Origin of the sequence: Halorubrum sp. SP9, assembly GCF_005435015.1 — an archaeon.
GTDB lineage: Archaea > Halobacteriota > Halobacteria > Halobacteriales > Haloferacaceae > Halorubrum > Halorubrum sodomense.
Window position 1 is genome coordinate 23,374 of the sequence record NZ_SGXU01000012.1, and the last position, 17,266, is coordinate 40,639.

At 58.7% G+C, this 17,266-nt stretch carries 12 protein-coding genes; 7 read left to right on the forward strand and 5 right to left on the reverse strand.

The annotated features are described in order from the left end of the window. Positions 1-178 precede the first annotated feature (178 nt). Positions 179-763, forward strand: coding sequence for a hypothetical protein (locus EXE45_RS08865; RefSeq protein WP_137694080.1), 585 nt, complete (start codon positions 179-181; stop codon positions 761-763). Between the two features lie 93 nt (positions 764-856). Here EXE45_RS08865 and EXE45_RS08870 read toward each other — a convergent pair whose 3' ends face one another. Beyond that, entirely contained in the window at positions 857-1,663 is an 807-nt protein-coding gene (locus tag EXE45_RS08870) for a hypothetical protein (RefSeq protein ID WP_137694081.1), read from the reverse strand. Positions 1,664-1,870: 207 nt separating this feature from the next. Here EXE45_RS08870 and EXE45_RS08875 point away from each other — a divergent pair, with 207 nt between their 5' ends. The 5 genes from EXE45_RS08875 to EXE45_RS08895 all read left to right on the forward strand — a co-directional run bounded on the left by EXE45_RS08875 (position 1,871) and on the right by EXE45_RS08895 (position 12,306). Beyond that, positions 1,871-3,664, forward strand: a complete 1,794-nt coding sequence (locus tag EXE45_RS08875) for a CARDB domain-containing protein (protein WP_137694082.1) — start codon at positions 1,871-1,873, stop codon at positions 3,662-3,664. A gap of 112 nt (positions 3,665-3,776) precedes the next feature. Then, a complete protein-coding gene (locus EXE45_RS08880) occupies positions 3,777-5,204 on the forward strand; it encodes a lamin tail domain-containing protein (RefSeq protein ID WP_199233606.1) in 1,428 nt (475 codons plus the stop codon). After that, on the forward strand, positions 5,204-5,500 hold the full coding sequence (locus EXE45_RS08885; RefSeq protein ID WP_137694083.1) for a DUF3006 family protein: 297 nt from the start codon (positions 5,204-5,206) through the stop codon (positions 5,498-5,500). The genes EXE45_RS08880 and EXE45_RS08885 overlap by 1 nt, the downstream gene beginning before the upstream one ends. 436 nt (positions 5,501-5,936) lie before the next feature. Beyond that, complete coding sequence (locus EXE45_RS08890; protein WP_206750467.1) at positions 5,937-7,337, forward strand: hypothetical protein; 1,401 nt, start codon at positions 5,937-5,939, stop codon at positions 7,335-7,337. A gap of 34 nt (positions 7,338-7,371) precedes the next feature. After that, positions 7,372-12,306, forward strand: coding sequence for a TraM recognition domain-containing protein (locus tag EXE45_RS08895; protein WP_137694085.1), 4,935 nt, complete (start codon positions 7,372-7,374; stop codon positions 12,304-12,306). 205 nt (positions 12,307-12,511) lie between these two features. On the opposite strand, the gene EXE45_RS08900 is transcribed toward EXE45_RS08895, so the two are convergent. Beyond that, positions 12,512-13,198, reverse strand: coding sequence for a hypothetical protein (locus EXE45_RS08900; protein ID WP_137694086.1), 687 nt, complete (start codon positions 13,196-13,198; stop codon positions 12,512-12,514). 348 nt (positions 13,199-13,546) lie between these two features. On the opposite strand from EXE45_RS08900, the gene EXE45_RS19610 reads away from it, so the two are divergent. Next, on the forward strand, positions 13,547-13,699 hold the full coding sequence (locus EXE45_RS19610) for a hypothetical protein (RefSeq protein ID WP_158294254.1): 153 nt from the start codon (positions 13,547-13,549) through the stop codon (positions 13,697-13,699). 811 nt (positions 13,700-14,510) lie between these two features. Here EXE45_RS19610 and EXE45_RS08905 read toward each other — a convergent pair. The 3 genes from EXE45_RS08905 to EXE45_RS08915 form a co-directional block, all read right to left on the reverse strand. Next, the gene (locus EXE45_RS08905; protein ID WP_137694087.1) at positions 14,511-14,819 is read right to left on the reverse strand and encodes an AbrB/MazE/SpoVT family DNA-binding domain-containing protein; all 309 of its coding nucleotides are present in this window, start codon (positions 14,817-14,819) and stop codon (positions 14,511-14,513) included. Between the two features lie 78 nt (positions 14,820-14,897). Then, positions 14,898-16,280, reverse strand: a complete 1,383-nt coding sequence (locus EXE45_RS08910; RefSeq protein WP_241989449.1) for a PD-(D/E)XK nuclease family protein — start codon at positions 16,278-16,280, stop codon at positions 14,898-14,900. A gap of 245 nt (positions 16,281-16,525) precedes the next feature. Then, positions 16,526-17,242, reverse strand: a complete 717-nt coding sequence (locus tag EXE45_RS08915) for an SDR family NAD(P)-dependent oxidoreductase (protein ID WP_137694088.1) — start codon at positions 17,240-17,242, stop codon at positions 16,526-16,528. Positions 17,243-17,266: the final 24 nt, after the last annotated feature.

Sequence of the window (17,266 nt, forward strand, 5' to 3'; positions counted from 1 at the left end):
GCGACGAAATACCGGTCTGGGACAGGGTAGCCGACCGGTATCGTTCGGTGCTGGTTGTGTTGCTTGTGTTCACGCTAGTGTATAGTCGCCGGCGCTATAAATGCTTCGGCGACAACCACATTGGTTTAAACCAATATGGTCGAAAGGGTTTTAATTCGGGCGCGCGAACCAGATGGTAATGCCGGACGGCTCCTCAGAGAGCGACCTTGAGGCCCGAGCTCAACGGCATCACTACCGGTCGTTAACGCCGGAGGAGTACGAAGGCCTCAATCACTTTCGAGCTGACTGGGCGGATCTCGCCGCAGAGACCGATAACCGATTTTTTATTTTAGGGAGCTTCGCCGAGGGCGACGTCGATCGTGTGAATCAGCTCAAAGATCGCATCAACCAACGGACGGGCGACGACGCCGTCGCCTATCGAATGGACGACTTTCTCCCCGATACCGATCTCGTCCTCCATCCAATTCTCAAATTCAAGCTCATCGCCGACGACTCACACCACATCCTCGGCACCTGTGAACACGACCAGGGCGGCGCACTCATTGAACACGGGCTCCTGATCGAATCGCGGTCATATATCGATAAAACCCATATCCTGAAACGTACCTATTCACCCGAGCGCGAGAAAGAGCAGTACAGTTGGATGCAGACCTTCGGCGTCTTCGAGATCTTCGAGTACTACGACCAGCTCTACGAGTGGGAAACAGTATCAGAATATGAACAGCAGATCGAGGAACTCGTCGAAGAACTTAGTCAAGAGTAGAGAAAATCTACATTTCTATTTCAGACATCATATTGTCTCATATTTGCCCATGACCTACTGTTCGTTTATTATAAATAAATTGGAACAATGTCATCAGACTGGAACCCAGTATGCTGCTCGGAGGCCTGCCCGAGCCTGACCACCACTGTTCTGGCCGTAGACGGAAATCTGGAATGCTCGGTCACCATCGATATCAAAGAAAATCGATGTTGAGCTGTTGTCAGTGGTGTAGATATCAAGCGTCGTGTTCGGATCGCTAACCCTGCTGAGTGTTCCTTGAGTTGTCGAAACAATCCCGTGGTAGTAGCCGGCGTCGGTGACCTTACACGCGATTGTATTCGAGTCTAATTGGAGTTCATCTGCGAGGCGCTCCCGGAAAGTTACTTCATCCAGGTCCCGGGCGTCACGCAGTGCTTCTGCTAATGCGGGGAGGACGACAGCAGCTAACTCATTCGACTCGATCTCATCTTCGGCATAGCGTTCCGCAATCTCGTCATAGTCATCACGGTCAAGCTCATCAAGAAGGGCGTCGCGAGACTGGTCGAGGAGATTTTCACAGATTGTGTTTAGCGTCGGATTCCGGACATTCACCTTTCCACTCCCGACCATCTTGAGTGAGTATCGCTTCTCTTCAGCAGTCCCAGCCACAACGAGATCAGTGTCGTCACCAGATACACCCCGCAACTCATCGCCGACCTCTGTCGCGGACTCGATTGTAAATGAGACATCGTCACGAATGAATGCGGCTGTTTTCTCACTACCGAGCTGGACCCGGTCCTGCTGGTTGCTCGGAAGGTGATCGAGTTGCTCTACTGTATCGGGCTGCGGATCAACTCCATTCAGAATATCGCGAGTGAGCTTTTCGTGTGCCTTCCCAATGTATTCAGGCATCGTTGGCATTAGATCCAACTTCCCTCATTGCGATATATAATTGTGTCTCTACTGATATTCCTAACTGATAGAGAATAGGTAATCGAAGCCACCAGTTGTACGGGGTGAGCGGTGGAAGCGCTTCAATGGAATCACGATGAACTCTGTTCACCAGAATACGACACCGTTCTGACTAAGGACTGAACTTTTACCCCCTATGCCATATTGACTCAGAATATGGATGACGAACCGTCCCGTCGGTCATTATTATCGACGTCGACGATTCTGGGGCTGGGCCTGCTGGCGGGGTGTGGCCAACAAGAACAAGATGACGAAACTGAGTCGGAATCGGGGACGGCATCCGATCAGTCTGAAACCGCAGAGGACCCACTCACCATCGGGGAGTCGACGCTTGACCCGAGCACCCTGTCGCATGGGAACTCGGTTACTGTGACCGTAACCCTAGAGAATACGGGAGCAGACGAAATCTCTCGGTCAGTGCCGTTGTCCGTTGGCGGAGAGCGTGTCGCATCCCAAATGGTGACCATCGCTCCCGGCGAGTCAACAGAACTCGACTTATCAGGGGAACCATCTGAGACAGGCACGCAGGCCGTTACGGTTGGCACAGAAGAGGTTGGGACAGTTGTCGTTCGGGCATCGAAACCTGCTGCCGTTCGCGAGATCGGTGCGCATTACTACCCATGGTACGGGGCACCGCTCCACGATTATAACGACGGAGAATGGGCCAAGGAATCCCCGTCGACACCTGTTCTCGGGAACTACAACTCTGTGGAGCCGGCCGTCATCGAACAACACATCGATTGGTGTCGCCGGGCCGGTATCTCCTGGCTCAACGTCTCGTGGTGGGGGCCAAACAGTGGCCACGACAGACGTCTCAGAGAAGATGTTCTGGCCCACCCCCGCGCCGACGAGCTGGAGTGGTCGATACTCTACGAGACCGTCGGCCAGTTCGGCGACGACCCCGTTGAGCTCGATACCAATTCTGCCCAGAGTCAATTGACGAATGACCTCAGGTATCTTGCGGAGACCTACTTCCACCGGGACAACTACAAGCGCATCGACGGTCGCCCAGTATTGTACATCTGGGTCGCGCAGAACCTCCGGGGAGACGTCCAAGAAGCCTACCAGGCTGCGGTGGAGGCCGCGGGTGAGCGTCCGTACCTCATCGTCGATATCCCTGCCGGGTCCGGACTCGACACCCACCCGATTGTGGATGTCGCAGATGCGGTCTCCACCTACAGCGTCTACGACCCAGATAATCCAACAAAAGACGCATTCATCGAAACCGCCCGTTCTTCGTACCGAACGTGGTACCGGGCCGTAGAGTACGTCGACGTCGACGTGATCCCGACCGCAGTGCCTGGTTTCGACGATACGGAGATCACACATGTCGAACGGAACAATGAGCCAGTCCCCCCTACCCCTGATATCTACGAGCAGACAGCGACGGCTGCCCGTCGCTACGCCGACGGCCCAATCCTCATCACCTCGTTCAATGAGTGGTACGAGGACACCCAAGTCGAACCCAGTGAAGAACACGGAACCGCGTACTTGGAGCGGACAGCAGACACGCTCGCCACTGGTGAGAGGGAGGATCCAACGTATAACAGCGAAATGTTCACACTCGCCTTCGAACGAACAATTTCAGAGTCGACATTGAACCCGGACATCGAGAATGGTCGCCAACTCACGTTTCTGCTAAACCGACTCATCATCTACGATGGCGCTGGCGAGACCGTACTAGACATCGATATCGGGCCTGGTGTCGACGAAGTCGCCTTCATTCTGGGGTCGTACGGCCCGGGACAGGCCGACGGCGACAGCTGGCGGTGGCTCGGCGGCGAGAGTGAGACGGTGGTGAGTGTTCCATCGCTTCCAGAAGGTGGTCGCATCGAACTCACCGGGCGCGGCGCAGGTGAGATGGATCTTACCCTTGAGATCGACGGTACGCAGCAAGATACGATTGAGATTACGGAGCAGTCCGATACATATTCACTGTCACTCAACTGAGACGCGTGCCTCAGATGAGGCAGGGAATTCGTACCCACCAGTTCTACACTCCTCAGCACGGGATCACCCTGTACACCCCGAGTGCTTTACCCGTTGAGAAGAGTCCTCAACCATGAGCTCAATCGGGAGTCACGGTCGACTCCTCATTATCGTGGGGATCATCCTCCTCGCGGGCTGTTCAGGGGCAGTTCCTGGCGACCCGTCCGCAGGTACCCCAGACACCGGCAACGAGTCGACACCCACGCCCGCGAACGGAACCGTCGAAGTTCATTACATCAACGTCGGTCAGTCAGTGAGTACGCTCATCGTTGGGCCCGAGGGCGACACCATGCTCGTCGATACTGGCCACTACAATGATGATGGCGAACACGTCCTCGAATATCTCCAAGCGCACGACATCACACGGATCGATCACCTCGTCACCTCTCACAACGACGCCGACCACATCGGCGGCAACGCTGCGATCATCGAGTACTACGAGACACAGGCCGACGGCATCGGCGCCGTCTACGATCCCGGGATCGCAGCGAGCACGCAAACCTACGCCAAGTACCTCGACGCCATCGAAGAGCACGACGTGACGCTGTACGAAACTCGTGAGGGTGACACGATTGATTTCGGTGCCGTCGATGTCGATGTTCTGGGCCCACCAGAGCCGTATCTCGAAAGCGAAGCCCGCAACGAGAATAGCATCGTCCTCAAACTCACCCACGGCGAGACGAGCTTCCTCCTCTCCGGTGACGCCGAAGACGATCAAGAAGAGTATCTCATCGACACGTACGGGAGCCAGCTCGAATCGACGATTCTCAAGGCGGGCCACCACGGCTCGGCCAGTTCCTCGAGTGGGCCGTTCCTGGATGCTGTCCAGCCAGAAGCAGTTATCATCTCAAGTGCGTACGACTCCCAGTACGGCCACCCGAACGAGGAGGTACTCCAGCGGCTCTCAGATCGATCGATTCCAGCTTTCTGGACCGCCACACACGGGGACATCGTGCTCGTGAGTGATGGCCAGGCAGTCTCTGTTCAGACCCAACAGGATGCACCCACCGATCCACTCAATCTTCGCGATGGGGATGCCGTTGAGCCGGGGACAGCCGGTGGTGTCACTGAGCGTGAGCGGATTGGTGGTGAGGGAACCGGCGCGATCGACACTGGTGATGAGCCAGACGAGACGGATTCAGAGTCCGACTCGGAGACGGATTCGAACACCAGTGCGCTTGCTGTCGCAGACATCAACGCGGACGCTGAAGGAAGTGACCGGGAGAACCTCAACAACGAGTACGTCGTCTTTGAGAACACAGGCAGTGAACCACTCGATATGTCGGGCTGGACAGTCGCAGACGACGCCGACCACACGTACACGATTCCGGATGGATTCACGCTTGGGCCTGGTGAGAGCGTGACGCTGTACACCGGGAGTGGCACCGCAACCGACAGCGAGCTGTACTGGGGGTCGGGGTCGCCAATCTGGAATAATGACGGTGATACGGTGATCGTAACTACAACTGAGGACGACCGAGTGTTGGAGGAGTCCTACTGATGGCTACAATTGACCTTCCGGACGGCGAGTACACCGCGGTTGTCGATTCAATCGAGGATGGCCTCGCAACGGTGTTCTTTGAGCAGGACGGTGACGAAGTGGGGAATGCGGTCATCGATCCCGCGGAGTTGCCTACGGATGGACGTCATGCTGATGCGATTCTAACTGTGGAAGTTCTCGAAGGCACTATTTCTTCGTCGGAGTACGATCCTGATCAGTCAGAATCGCGCTCTAACACGGCTCAAGACCGTTTTGACCGCCTCTCGGAGCGGCCGCCATCTGATACAGATTCGTAAAATAGCCTATAGCGATTAATGGAAAAGATTGAATAATTAGGGAGATATTGTTTTCCAATTGGATTTGGTTGAAAACTGGATGCGGAAAGTTATATCTGGGTTTTCAAAACCGGATTCTGGAGTCAAGTAGAATGCGAGCTACTAAAAATGTGACTGACCGCGGAAAGCATTGGAAAATACGATTCCAAGACTATGTCGACCAAGGGGGAGACATAGACAAATTACGGAATCAGGTATACGGCCAAATCTCTGGGAGAGGGTTCAAATGACTAGTGTGGGCGATTATCTCAGAAATTTTATTTTCACCGATACCAGCACCTACCCGGCAGTCAAGGTCGACGATAATCTCCACTCAAAAGTTCAGTCCGGCTTAGAAGCGGCAGAATCCGACTCCGGGCCCCGCCTTCGCGTCCGGCCGCCGCGGGAAAACACCGGGATGGACGCCAGTATCAACCTCTACGAGACCATCCACGACCCGCACGAGACAGGGATCGGCGTCGGGCGCTTCAAGTTCGTCTCCACCGACTCGCACATCCACAGTCACGAGATGGTCTACGACGGTGGGAAGCTCCAATTCTTCTTCAAGCCCGACACCCGCGTCGACGCCAACCAGTTCGAGCGCCAGCTTCGGAAAAACTACCCCGACGCCCAGATCACCGAGGCCAACAAGCAGTTCCCCACCCTCGATCGCGGCGACCACATCGCGATGGCGAAGATGCGGCTCAAGCAGCCGTTCTACTACCCCATCAAGTGTAAAATCGCAGAGGAGGACTTCGAGGTTGACCCCTACGGCGACATTACCTCCGACATGGTCGTCGAGGAAGACCAGACCAGCGACGGCCAGCGCGTGCTCGCAGAGGACTGTCGCGTCATGGTCCAGACCGTCTTCGAGCCCGCACGCGACGTATGGACCAAGCGCCGCCCCTACGGCCTCAACGTCACCGACGCCGCCGCCAAGATCAAAGAGGGTGAGGTCGTCGGCAACATGGTCGAAGGCTACGACCTGCGCGACCCCGGTGCCAAGCGGAGTCGGACCGCGAAGATCATCGACAAGCTCCACGGCGCCAAAGGCTACTATTTCACTGTCCGCGTGCTGGCGATCTCGCCGCACAAGGAGATTGCCGAGCGCCGGTGTAACACCGTCGCGAGCGACTTCGAGAAGTATTACAACTCGTTCACCGAGCAGGGGCTTGACCCCGTCGCGATCGGCCCCGACGAGATCCCCCATCACCTCCGGGAGATGGCCGAGCGGACCCACTCAGTCCCGTGGAGCCAGCGGCTCAAACTCGGCCCCGGACAGCCCGCGGTACTCCAAACGGTGAGCGCGCTCGGGTCGATCGCCCACATCCCCAACGACAGCATCAACACCCCCGTCGTCGATTGGGCGAAACAGCAGACCGGCCCGGGGATCCCCGCCGAATCCGAACAACAGGACGACGTCGAACAGGCAGACGAGAACGAGGATACTGGATACAGCGAGGCGACCTTCGGCGGTTCTGGAAGTTACCGATCCAGTACGCCGGACAGCGGTCCCAGTCCGTCACCGGACCCCGGAAGTGGCGGTGAAGCCCCTACCGGGACTCACAGTACCCCATCGGCAGAGGGTCGTTCACCCGACCCTGCCGGAGACCGGCGCAAGGACGCCACAGTTGGAGACCCAGACCCAGACCCGGACGGGAGAGGTGACTCCGATCCCATATTCGGGGGGGCCGACGGCGAGGCAGGCTGGGCCGACACCGACGCCACCGAGGACACCGGTGAGAGTGGCGACGACGAAGACGATGAGGACGACGACGACGAAGACCTGTGGGGAGACGCCCGTCGAAGCGACTTCTGATCTCACCACATTTTAGAGCAGACACCGACCACCCATGTTCGACAGAATACTCGGTTCAGACGACGACAACGACGAGAACGCGGAGTACGTGAGTGAAGACCATTTGGTGACTTTCCGCCGCAAGGTCGAGGAGACCGCGGGGCAAGTGGAGAGTCGCCGCCTCAGCATCGACAACCGGCAGGAGTTGATCGAGTACGTCGCCACCGTACTCAGCGCCGTCGACGACGTGACGGTCGACGGTAAATCCCCGACGTGGACACCGCCGGACGAGAATCCAACGACCGACCGTATCGCCCACGATCTGCGCCGGCTCAAGGACTTTGTCACGCTTGACCGGCTCCCCAAGAACACGACCAGATCCCAACTCCAATCGATCCAGCGCGAACTCGTCCGGGTCGAAAACGCTCTCTCACAACTCCCAGAGTTTCCCTACGCCTACACCGAGAAGGACCGAAACACGATACACGGCGAGGAGATCCAGTCCATCGGGATCCCCGACGAGGTCGACCCAGACGAATTGAACGCCGGAGACGACGGTCGCGAGGTCTACGCCGCTGGGAGCGCCCGAGAAGTCCTTGAAGAAGTCCCGCGTGAACACCCCGAAGCAGCTCTGTTCGTTGGGAAAGGGACACGGAACGGTCGCGACGCGTCGATCGACAAAGACCACCTGTTCCGCCACCGGGCGGTGTTCGGCGTCACCGGCTACGGGAAGTCCACGTTGCTCACCAACGACGCCCGCCAGCTGATCGAGTCCGGCGCCGGCCTGTGCTTCATCGACCCGAAGGGCGACGACGCCCGGCGCTTGATGAAGATCATGCCGGAACACCGGCTTGACGACGTGGTGTGGATCGAGCCCGGCGCGACCGGCGACTACCTCTCGGGGTTCAATTTCATCTCGCTCAACATGGACCCTGACGACGACGCGTACAACGCCGCGCTCGCGTCGCTCGTCGAGGACCTGAAGAAGATGCTCGCGGCGAACGACGACTACTGGGGGCCGCGGATGGACCGTGTCGCCCAGTCGATCATCACGGGGATGAACCTCTACAACTCCCGGACGCCGGACAGCGCCCCCGAGATGAACTTCGTCGATATGTACTACGTCCTCAAGTCGGAGGCGTCGCGCCATGAGTTTACGGCGCGGCTGAAGGAGGCCGGGATGCGGTTTATCACCCCACACATGGAGACAGTCGCGGAGATGCCCGAGGACGATCTTGAGCCCCTACTCGGCCGGTTCCTCCCGTGGATACAGAACCCCGTCGCCCGCCGGATGATCGGCTTCCGGTCGGGCGGGGTGAGCATCCCCGACGCGATCGACAACGACAAGATCATTATCGTGCGGATGGGCTCCGAGCCGCGTGAGCTCAAGCAGATGCTCGGGATGGCGGTCATCCGCCGGGTGTGGTCGCACATCCGGGGGCGGGCCACCGAGTCCGAACACCAGCGGTCGCCGTTCTACCTGTTCGCGGACGAGTTTGACAACCTCGCGCTCGCGGACGACACGATCCCGTCGATGATCTCCGAGAGCCGGTCGTATCGGCTCGCCATGACGCTCGCCAACCAGTATCCGGCCCAACTGCCGAGCAACGTCGTCGATGCGATCACGACCAACTGCGACACCATCATGTCGTTCAACCCGGGCGACAAGAAATCCGCCCGGACGTACTGTACGCAGTTGGGGCTGGACCCGGAGGATCTGACCGAGGAGGTCAACTATCACTACTGGATGAGGACGACGATTTCCGAGAACATGGAGCGGTCGGAGGCGTTCCGCGTCTACGCCCACCCGCCGTTCCCGCCCGTTCGTGACGCCGAGGCCCGGGACGCCGCGATCGAGGCGAGTCTCCGGAAAGTCGGTCGCGAGCGCCGGTCGGACGAAGAAGTCTACCAGAACCTCCTGTTCAACGAGGGCGGAGGCCGGTGGGAGACCGGTATCGGGCGGAAAATGGCGATGGTCGACGAGAAGGAGGAAAAGCTGTTCTACGCCCGCGAGCTCCAACAGGCCGTTCCGGGGCCGGAGGATCCCACCATCGACACCGGGGGAGGTGGGGACACCACCGCGGCATCGACGACGCCCATGTCCGACAGCGAGGGCGGCGCTGGGAGCGCCGGCGAGACGCCCGGGGCGTTCGGGGCGTCGACGGCAGACGACGCCGAGAGCGTCGTCGAGCGGCATCTCGATACAGTCTTGGAGAGCGTCTTTGCCGCCCGACTCCGAGCGGGTAAGCAGGCCGACGAGTACGTGCCGACCGACGACGCGAAAGACGAACTCGTGGCCCGGCTTGAGGATTCGACGATCGACAGCCTCTCCGAACTGTCGAACATCTACGAGCGGGTCAACGGCAGCTACGTCGATCGAGATCGGAAGGACGGGACACCATCGATCAGGCTCACCCCCGAAGGGCGCGGGGTCGTACTCCAACAGGACACGGGGAGTGCCGGGTCCGGTGGCGGGGACGACCACCGCTGGATTCTCGGTCAATGCTACGTCGCGTTCACGCAGATCGGCTACGTGTCGTGGCTCCCCGAGCAGGAGGGCGAGGAGATGCCGGACGGCGTCGCAGAGGCGCCAATCGACGTGACCGACGTGGACAGCGGCCAGTCACGCTCGGAGATGCTGGACGCGATCGACGAGCGTCGCGAGCAGCTTCGCGAGGAGTACCCCGGCGTGTGGAACTTCGCCGGCGCCGACGACGTATCGATCGAAGCGGAAACGTCGACGATCAAGTACCCGTTCCAGACATTCACCAACCTCCGGAAAGCGATGGAGAAAGGCGAGAAGTGCGTCTTCGCGGTGAAGGACGGGTCCGCCAACCACGGCAGTTTCACCTATTGGGGCGAGCGCGCCGAGAAGGTCATCTACGAGACCGAAGGCCAGCGACAGAACACGGAGGTCGTCAGCGACGAGATCGCCTTCCGGAAATCGCCCGGGAAAGACGGGAACCTACGCTACTACAACGACGGCGGTGGCGATTACCGTGTTGGCGACGAGAAGGTCGCCCTGCGCGAGCGGCGCGACGAAGACGACGAGGGACAGGGGACGATGAGCATGATCTGGTACCGCGACACCGGCACCGGCGAGGTCGTCGCCGCGGTCGGTGATAAGGAACCGAAGCCGGACGGGGAAGTCGCCCGGTTCGAGGGTCCGGAAGCCGCCCACGAAGGCGACAAGAACGCGGTGCCAGCCTACTACGAGTACGACCAGAGCGAAGGCGAGTACGTCGTCTACCACGACGGCGAGAAGCTACACTACCCGAGCAAAGAGGAGCTTGAGGACAGCTGGGTGCCCTTCCGAGGGCCGTTCATCCCCGAGGCTCGGTTCCCCGAGTGGCCCGATCACGACGACTTCGAGATCATCATCTTCCCGGACGGGGACAACGAGGAGTACGACCAGCCCCAGTTGTACCACCGCGGCGAGTGTAAGCCCCTGTTCGACCATCTCGGTGTTGAGTCCGTCGACGACGTCGACGCCGGTGAGATCGAAGGGCCCGGCGAGGTCGAGGAGGCGACCGCCGACGAACCTGTCGATGAAGATGAGACCGCCGAGGACGCCGAGAGCGCGTCGGAGGGCGAGCCGAGTGCCGACTCTCCCGCCAGCCACGCCCCGACCGTAGAGGGCTTCGAGGAGGCGCCCACGCCGGCGCGTGTTGTGAGCGACGAGCGGTTAGACCTAAGCGTCGAGAAGGTCAGAGACGCCGCCAAGGGGAATTTCAGACCAGAGAAGCAACACCGACTCACGATTCAGACGATCGTGAACTCCCTTGCGACTGACCCCGACTACATGGCGCCAACGCCCGACGAGGCGGTCAATCAGATCGTACTCCCCGAGGAGATTAGCGAGGAGGGCGAAGGTAAGGAGTTGGCCGAGACGCCCGGCGAAGACGAGGGCATGGAAGCCCCCGAGGAGTCACCAGAAGCCGATGAGCGCGCCGAGGAGCGCGACACAGCAGGCTATGAGATTGACGAGGCATTCGGAGTATCACCCGAGAACCCCGGCCTCTCGCACCCGGGATACCGCACCGCACCAACACCGACGCAGATCGTGAAAGACGAGCGGTTAGAGCTCACGGCCGAGGAGGTCGCCGCGATCGCCCGGGACGAGCGGGAAGCATCGAGTGACGAGATGATGCTGCTCTCGCTGGTTCTCAGGGAGTACGCAGAAGGTGCTCCCGAATATACCCCTGACGAGGTCCGCGAGGAGATCATCATCCCTGTCGATGGCGTCGGCGCTTACGCGACCGAAGAATCGGACACCGACACGGCGGAGCGTGAAGACACCGCCGCCAGCGGGGCCGGGGAGAGCAGGGAGACCACCGACGACGAGGAAAACAGAAACGGCGATCGCCCCGGAGATGGGCGCACAGAATCGGGCAAGGAAGGAGAGAGTGAAGCGGACGAGAACGAGACGGCAGAGGGCGTAGAACCGACTCCCGGACCGATCACGGCCGAGGAGGTTGCGGCCGTCGAACACGTTGAACTCTCTCCCGAAGCGATGCGTGCGTTCGCTGCCGGTGACTTTGTCCCGGGAGCCGAGGAGGTCAGTAGCATCGAGTCAGCGGTACATTCCCTCTCAGACGATGAACTCGGAGAGTTCCAAACACGCGGCGATGTTCGAGATGCGATCGAAGCGGATACCCACGAGCGCCCCGAGCCCCCCGACCCCGGACGGGAAGATACCAGTAGCGATGAGCAGCGGTCGGAGGGAGAGGCCAGCGAAACAACCGACCGTGACGACGAGAACGAGACAGATACCCCCGAGGTCATGGAGTCGTGGGCAAGCATAACCGACGCAGAATCCCAGTCCGACAATTCGAGCGTTGAGCCCCAATCCGCGGGGAGCCGGTCAGGCATGATAGAAGGCTTCGCCGGCGACGAGCCAACCGTACCGGAGGAGTCACAATCAGGCGCCACAGCCGAAAGTGGATCCGGTCCAGCAGGTGAGACCGACCGGGAGGAAACCGACGAGTAACCGGGCCAAGATCGGGGCGCGAACTGGCCCACCCGGCTATGTTGTTTTCACCCCAATAAAGTAGAGACAAAGTGAGGCGATATTCGCCGTTCAACCACCCGCTTTCGCAGACAAGTTCTTGCCGTCAGAACGACTCAATAAGACGGTGGTTCGGGCGGGGATCAGCCTATGATTTGAGAGAACAACGATGGGATACCACGCCAGCCTACTCCCCTGATCCAGATTCGTCGAGCGCCTGTTGGAGATGGTTGTAGGCCGTCACCTGAAGCTGCCTGATCCCTTCCTCATCGTCTTCGTCAACCTCACGCATATCCTCGATCCCGATCCCGAACACCTCGCTAAACACGAACTGGTGGTGCGGGATCGCGTTAGAAGCTGCCCGGATTTGAGTCGTCATGTTGCTGCTCACACCCCCCATCTCATTCTGCTCGATTGCGGCGACCGTCTCTGCTACCTCCGAGAAATTTTCAGATTCAGACTCAAGCTCAGAAATTCGGGCCTCAAGCTCCGCGATCCGCTCCGAAGACGCACCCCCAGAGCCAGCCGATTGACTGCTCCCGCCCGAACGCATTTCCTTGATTTCAGCGACCACCCGCTCACCCTTCTCAGTCAACTCCACCGAGCGGGGGCCCATGTTCCGACCCTCGATTGTCGCCTCGTAGGTCCGGAGAAAATTCATCCCACTCTCCCCGAACCCACGCCCACCATCTCCCGGGGAAACTCGGTAGTCAATCTGAGAACGCGTGAGGTCAGACGCCTCCCGGATGGAAGTCACGTTCGCGACTGTCTCCCCCACATCCGTATTATCATATTCCGTAGGATTCTGCTCAATTTGATGGACCGCTAACAAAAATTCCACGTCCGGATCCTTCAGACCGTAGTCTGTGAGCACACTCATGGTCGGATTTTATTTCGTCTGTTAATCGCACGTAGCGCACCCCTATAATTGTTATGAAGGGTGAATTATAGGGGTATAATATAGGCTCTAACTCTACCCCTGTATAATTTATAGACTGGATTATAGCGTATAACGGACCCCTCCTACAAGAAAAATGGATATTCCAGTCTATAATCACCCCTATAAATTATAGAGGGGTACTATATCCCCCCATATATAGCGTATATTTTACCCAACCCCCTGAGTTATAGAGGGGTTTTCACCCCTATATTTTACCCACCCCCCACCCTTCCCGCACTAATAGGGGCGATACCCCCCTCCAACAAGGGGGGGGAGTGAGAGATGGAGGGGTCCCTCGCCCCACAACAGAATGAGATCCACGATGAGATGAGGACCGTGGACCGTGGAGACGACGACGCGAAGCCCGACATGAGATCGTGCGCTGAACGCGCTCGAAGCAACGACACGATCGTCGTCGTCGACACCAGAAGTTGAGCTCGCGCACTATATCAGAAAGCAGAGAGAAAAGAGACGTGGACCGTCGCAACGACGCCACGATCTCGGATGACAGATGAGACGATCGACGACGTCGACACCGTGGAACGAGGCAGCGCACAGCGCAGAGTTGAACCCCAGATGAGTCGCGTGGATCGTCGCCGTCGACGACGCAGACGATGACCGCACATCGAGTGCGAGCTCACGCTATCGCGTGAGACTCGACGACGCTGATCCACGTTGACCGCGTCACATCTCGACGCAGTTCGCCAGTTGATCGCGTCGCACGTTGACCGCGTCTCGACGACGTTGACCACATTTCCTTGCGCGTGTTACAGCACAGCAACTTTCCGCACGTGGGGTGCGCGCTCACAACTCGACTTTCCACAGATCGACACCGCCGATCGACGCCGCAACAGCGACGCGAGACGACCCACGTTGATCGCGTTGACCGTGGAGTGCTCGCGTTGCTCGCGAGAGAGACGACCGTCGATCGCGTCGCGTTCGCACCGCACGTTGAGCGCGTGGAGTCGCGCATGAGCCGCACCGTCGATCGTCGTCGACAGCGTGGATCGTCGCCCGCGTTGTGAGCCTGACCCCTCGATGAGAGAGTCGTGAACGTGGAACGTGGAGAGGAGTGATCGCGGAGTGTAGAGTAGAGTATGATCGAGGAGGAGCCGAGTGAGATGAGCCCCGTGGACCGTCGCCTATCACGTCGTGAATCTGGGGTTCCTCTCAGAGCAGATCACTAATCAATAATCCGTACGTGGGGCAGGGGTTCCAACACAAAAAGAGACAACGACAACCAGCCCTATTCCAGATCGCACTGATCCGAATTGCGCTTCGCACGAAGGAGTTCAGACGCCGGAGTGTCCGTCGTTGCCTCCGCGTTTCGCGCAGCAAAGCCCCTCATCTCCGACGCTGATGGAACGCGTTTCATGAATACTTCCCCAGTGTCTGACTCGTAGAACGCCACCAGTCCTGGAGGGGTGAGTCCAAGCGTATCGCAAACTCGGTCGGGGATCGTCACATCCCCCGACGCAGAGACAGGGGCCGTCTCGAGTAACTCGGCGTTGTCGGGGTCGAAGCCTGTCGTCCCAGTCGATTCACCTTCGTCCATACAGGATATGTACAGGTGATGTACTTCAATACAGTCCCGTTTAGAGCGATACGTGGGACACTCAAACTCAGGGGATAATTACGAGAACTCCGCAACAGCCTCCTCGTAAATCGCCCCCATCAGCTCGATCAACTCCGGCTCAGTACAAATGAGGTCAACAAACGCCTCGTGGAGGGCGGCGGTGTAGGCATCGAAATAGTCCTCGTGACTGTCGACCGGGATATCGTACGTCGCTTCGATCAGTGTCAGTTTGTTCCCGGTCACGAGGCCCTCAGTGTCCGCAAGCAACTCTTCAAATTCCCTCCGGCAGTCGTAGAACTGCTCCGCATAGATATCACGGAACGTAGCCGGATTCGAACCCATATTCCGGAAGCTGAATTTCAACTTCTGCTCCCGCGTTGCGAGGTCTCGGTTCCGTTCCATCCGGTGGTAGAATCCAATTCGGAGGTCATTGCTGTCCTCCGCGCGATCGGCCAGCTTCTCCAACGACGTTTCGTGTCTGTACCAGCCATACTTGAACACATGTTGCCAGTCGCCGCCGTTAGCCCGGAATATCCAGCGTTCCTCATCGCGATCGGTTCTGGAGACGCTGACCTCCGGATAGTGCTCTCCCTCTAACCGATGGACCTCGGGTTCAGTATCGGTCAACAGCTGGACCACATCACGGCCCCAGACTGTCGCGTACGATTCCCACGCGTCGTCGAAGACGGCTTGGACGTCTTCGATTGCGTCTACATGCTCAAGATACAGTGCGATCTTCTCTTGGTCTGAAGCTGAGTTGGTGGTCATATTCGTGATGGACTGAAGGTCGTCTCTGAGGTCGTGAAGTTGGGTCGTCGTTCGTTGCGGATAGCGGAGCGCGTTCTCAGTGAGGAAGCCATCCAGTACCTCACTCACGAATGTCCGCCAGCTTTGGTTGGCGAACGTGTCGCTGCTGGCCTGTGGGCGGTCGTGCTGATGGAGAAAGAGGTAGTACTGGCCCGACCCGTATTCGTCGACAGCGACGCCATCAACATGCGTCGCTCGGCTGTAGAATTCTGTCCCCGTTTCTTTGGCCGAGAACTTCAATTCGACCAGGAGGAACCACTCGTTGGGGATATCGAGCACGAGATCAGCATACCCGGTCGACGCGTCCGGATCCCTACGGTCATCGAATGGGACCTGTTCTTTGACCCGTACGTCTGAGAGGTCGAGGGTATCCTCGTCGAACTTAGCTGTGGCTGGCAGTCCCTGAAGAAACGCCTCCAAGAAGTCAGCACCCATCCCGTGCGGTTCCGCTGGATCGAGGAGATACCGGAGGAGCCGATTCACGTATACTTCGGCCCGCCGCTGCTCTCCAAGCCCATACTCGATGACGTTCATCGTTGAGCGTGGCTCGTCAGGACTGGAGATGATTGACCGCCACTCGCGGTCGAGGGTCTGGAGATCTGCTGCCAACCCAGTGTCGTCGTTGGTGGTCACTGCTACCGAACAGCATTGCTGGCAATTGTGTTAATTGTGTCCCGTCAGCACCTGCGGTACTCGGCAAACCATTCCGAACGGTCGATGGACAGCACCAACCGCACGGTCGAAGCCCGAGAAGGACCGCGTGTGGAGCCGCTCACCGAAGCTTACGACCGTGGTTCATCGTTTGCCTAGTTGTTAGTCGAGGGCCTCACCCCACAGGAGAGAGTCCAGACAGTTGATCGGCACGCCTTGTCGGAAATCTACCAAGGAATCTGTTCTTTGTCTTTCCAGAGTTTACCCGCTGGACTCCCTCGCGCAAATTGAGAGAGCCAGACCGGCGTTTCGGCTCCTTTCGATGGAGACCGAGGCGCACGATCGCCGCCCATGTCGGTCTGAACCCAGCCGGGTGAGACGGCATTGGCTATGAGACCTTGATCACCGTATTCACCATCTAGGTAGGCTGTTAATCCGCCAATACCCACCTTCGAGAGCCGATAAGCGGGATATTGCCCGTCCATCTGGCCCTCAGTGAACTGTCCAAGTCCCGAAGACATCGAGACAACACGACTGCCTGGGCTGTCTAACAGTAGTGGTAACGCCTGCTTCGTCAGCAACACCGGGCCACGAAGGTTCACAGCCATTGTGCGGTCGAAGTCTGCGCGTTCCATCTCGTGGAGTGGACCCGACCGAGGGAAGATCCCGGCGTTATTCACCAGGATATCAAGCGACCCCTCCTCCTGTTCGATTGTGTCGACTGCCGAGTGGATCTCCTCCTCGGCAGTCACATCCAGTGTGATCGCATGCTGGTTGGGTGCGGTAACGTCGGTTGGATCTCGGGCGCCTGCGTATACTATTGCGCCTAAGTCGGCGAGCTTGGTAGCGATCTTGGCTCCGATTCCGCGGTTTGCCCCAGTCACGAGGGCAACATCGTCTGTCAAATCGGATTTGAGATCCACGTTGGAAGGCGTATCTGCCATGCCAGCGTATTAGACGGATTCCAC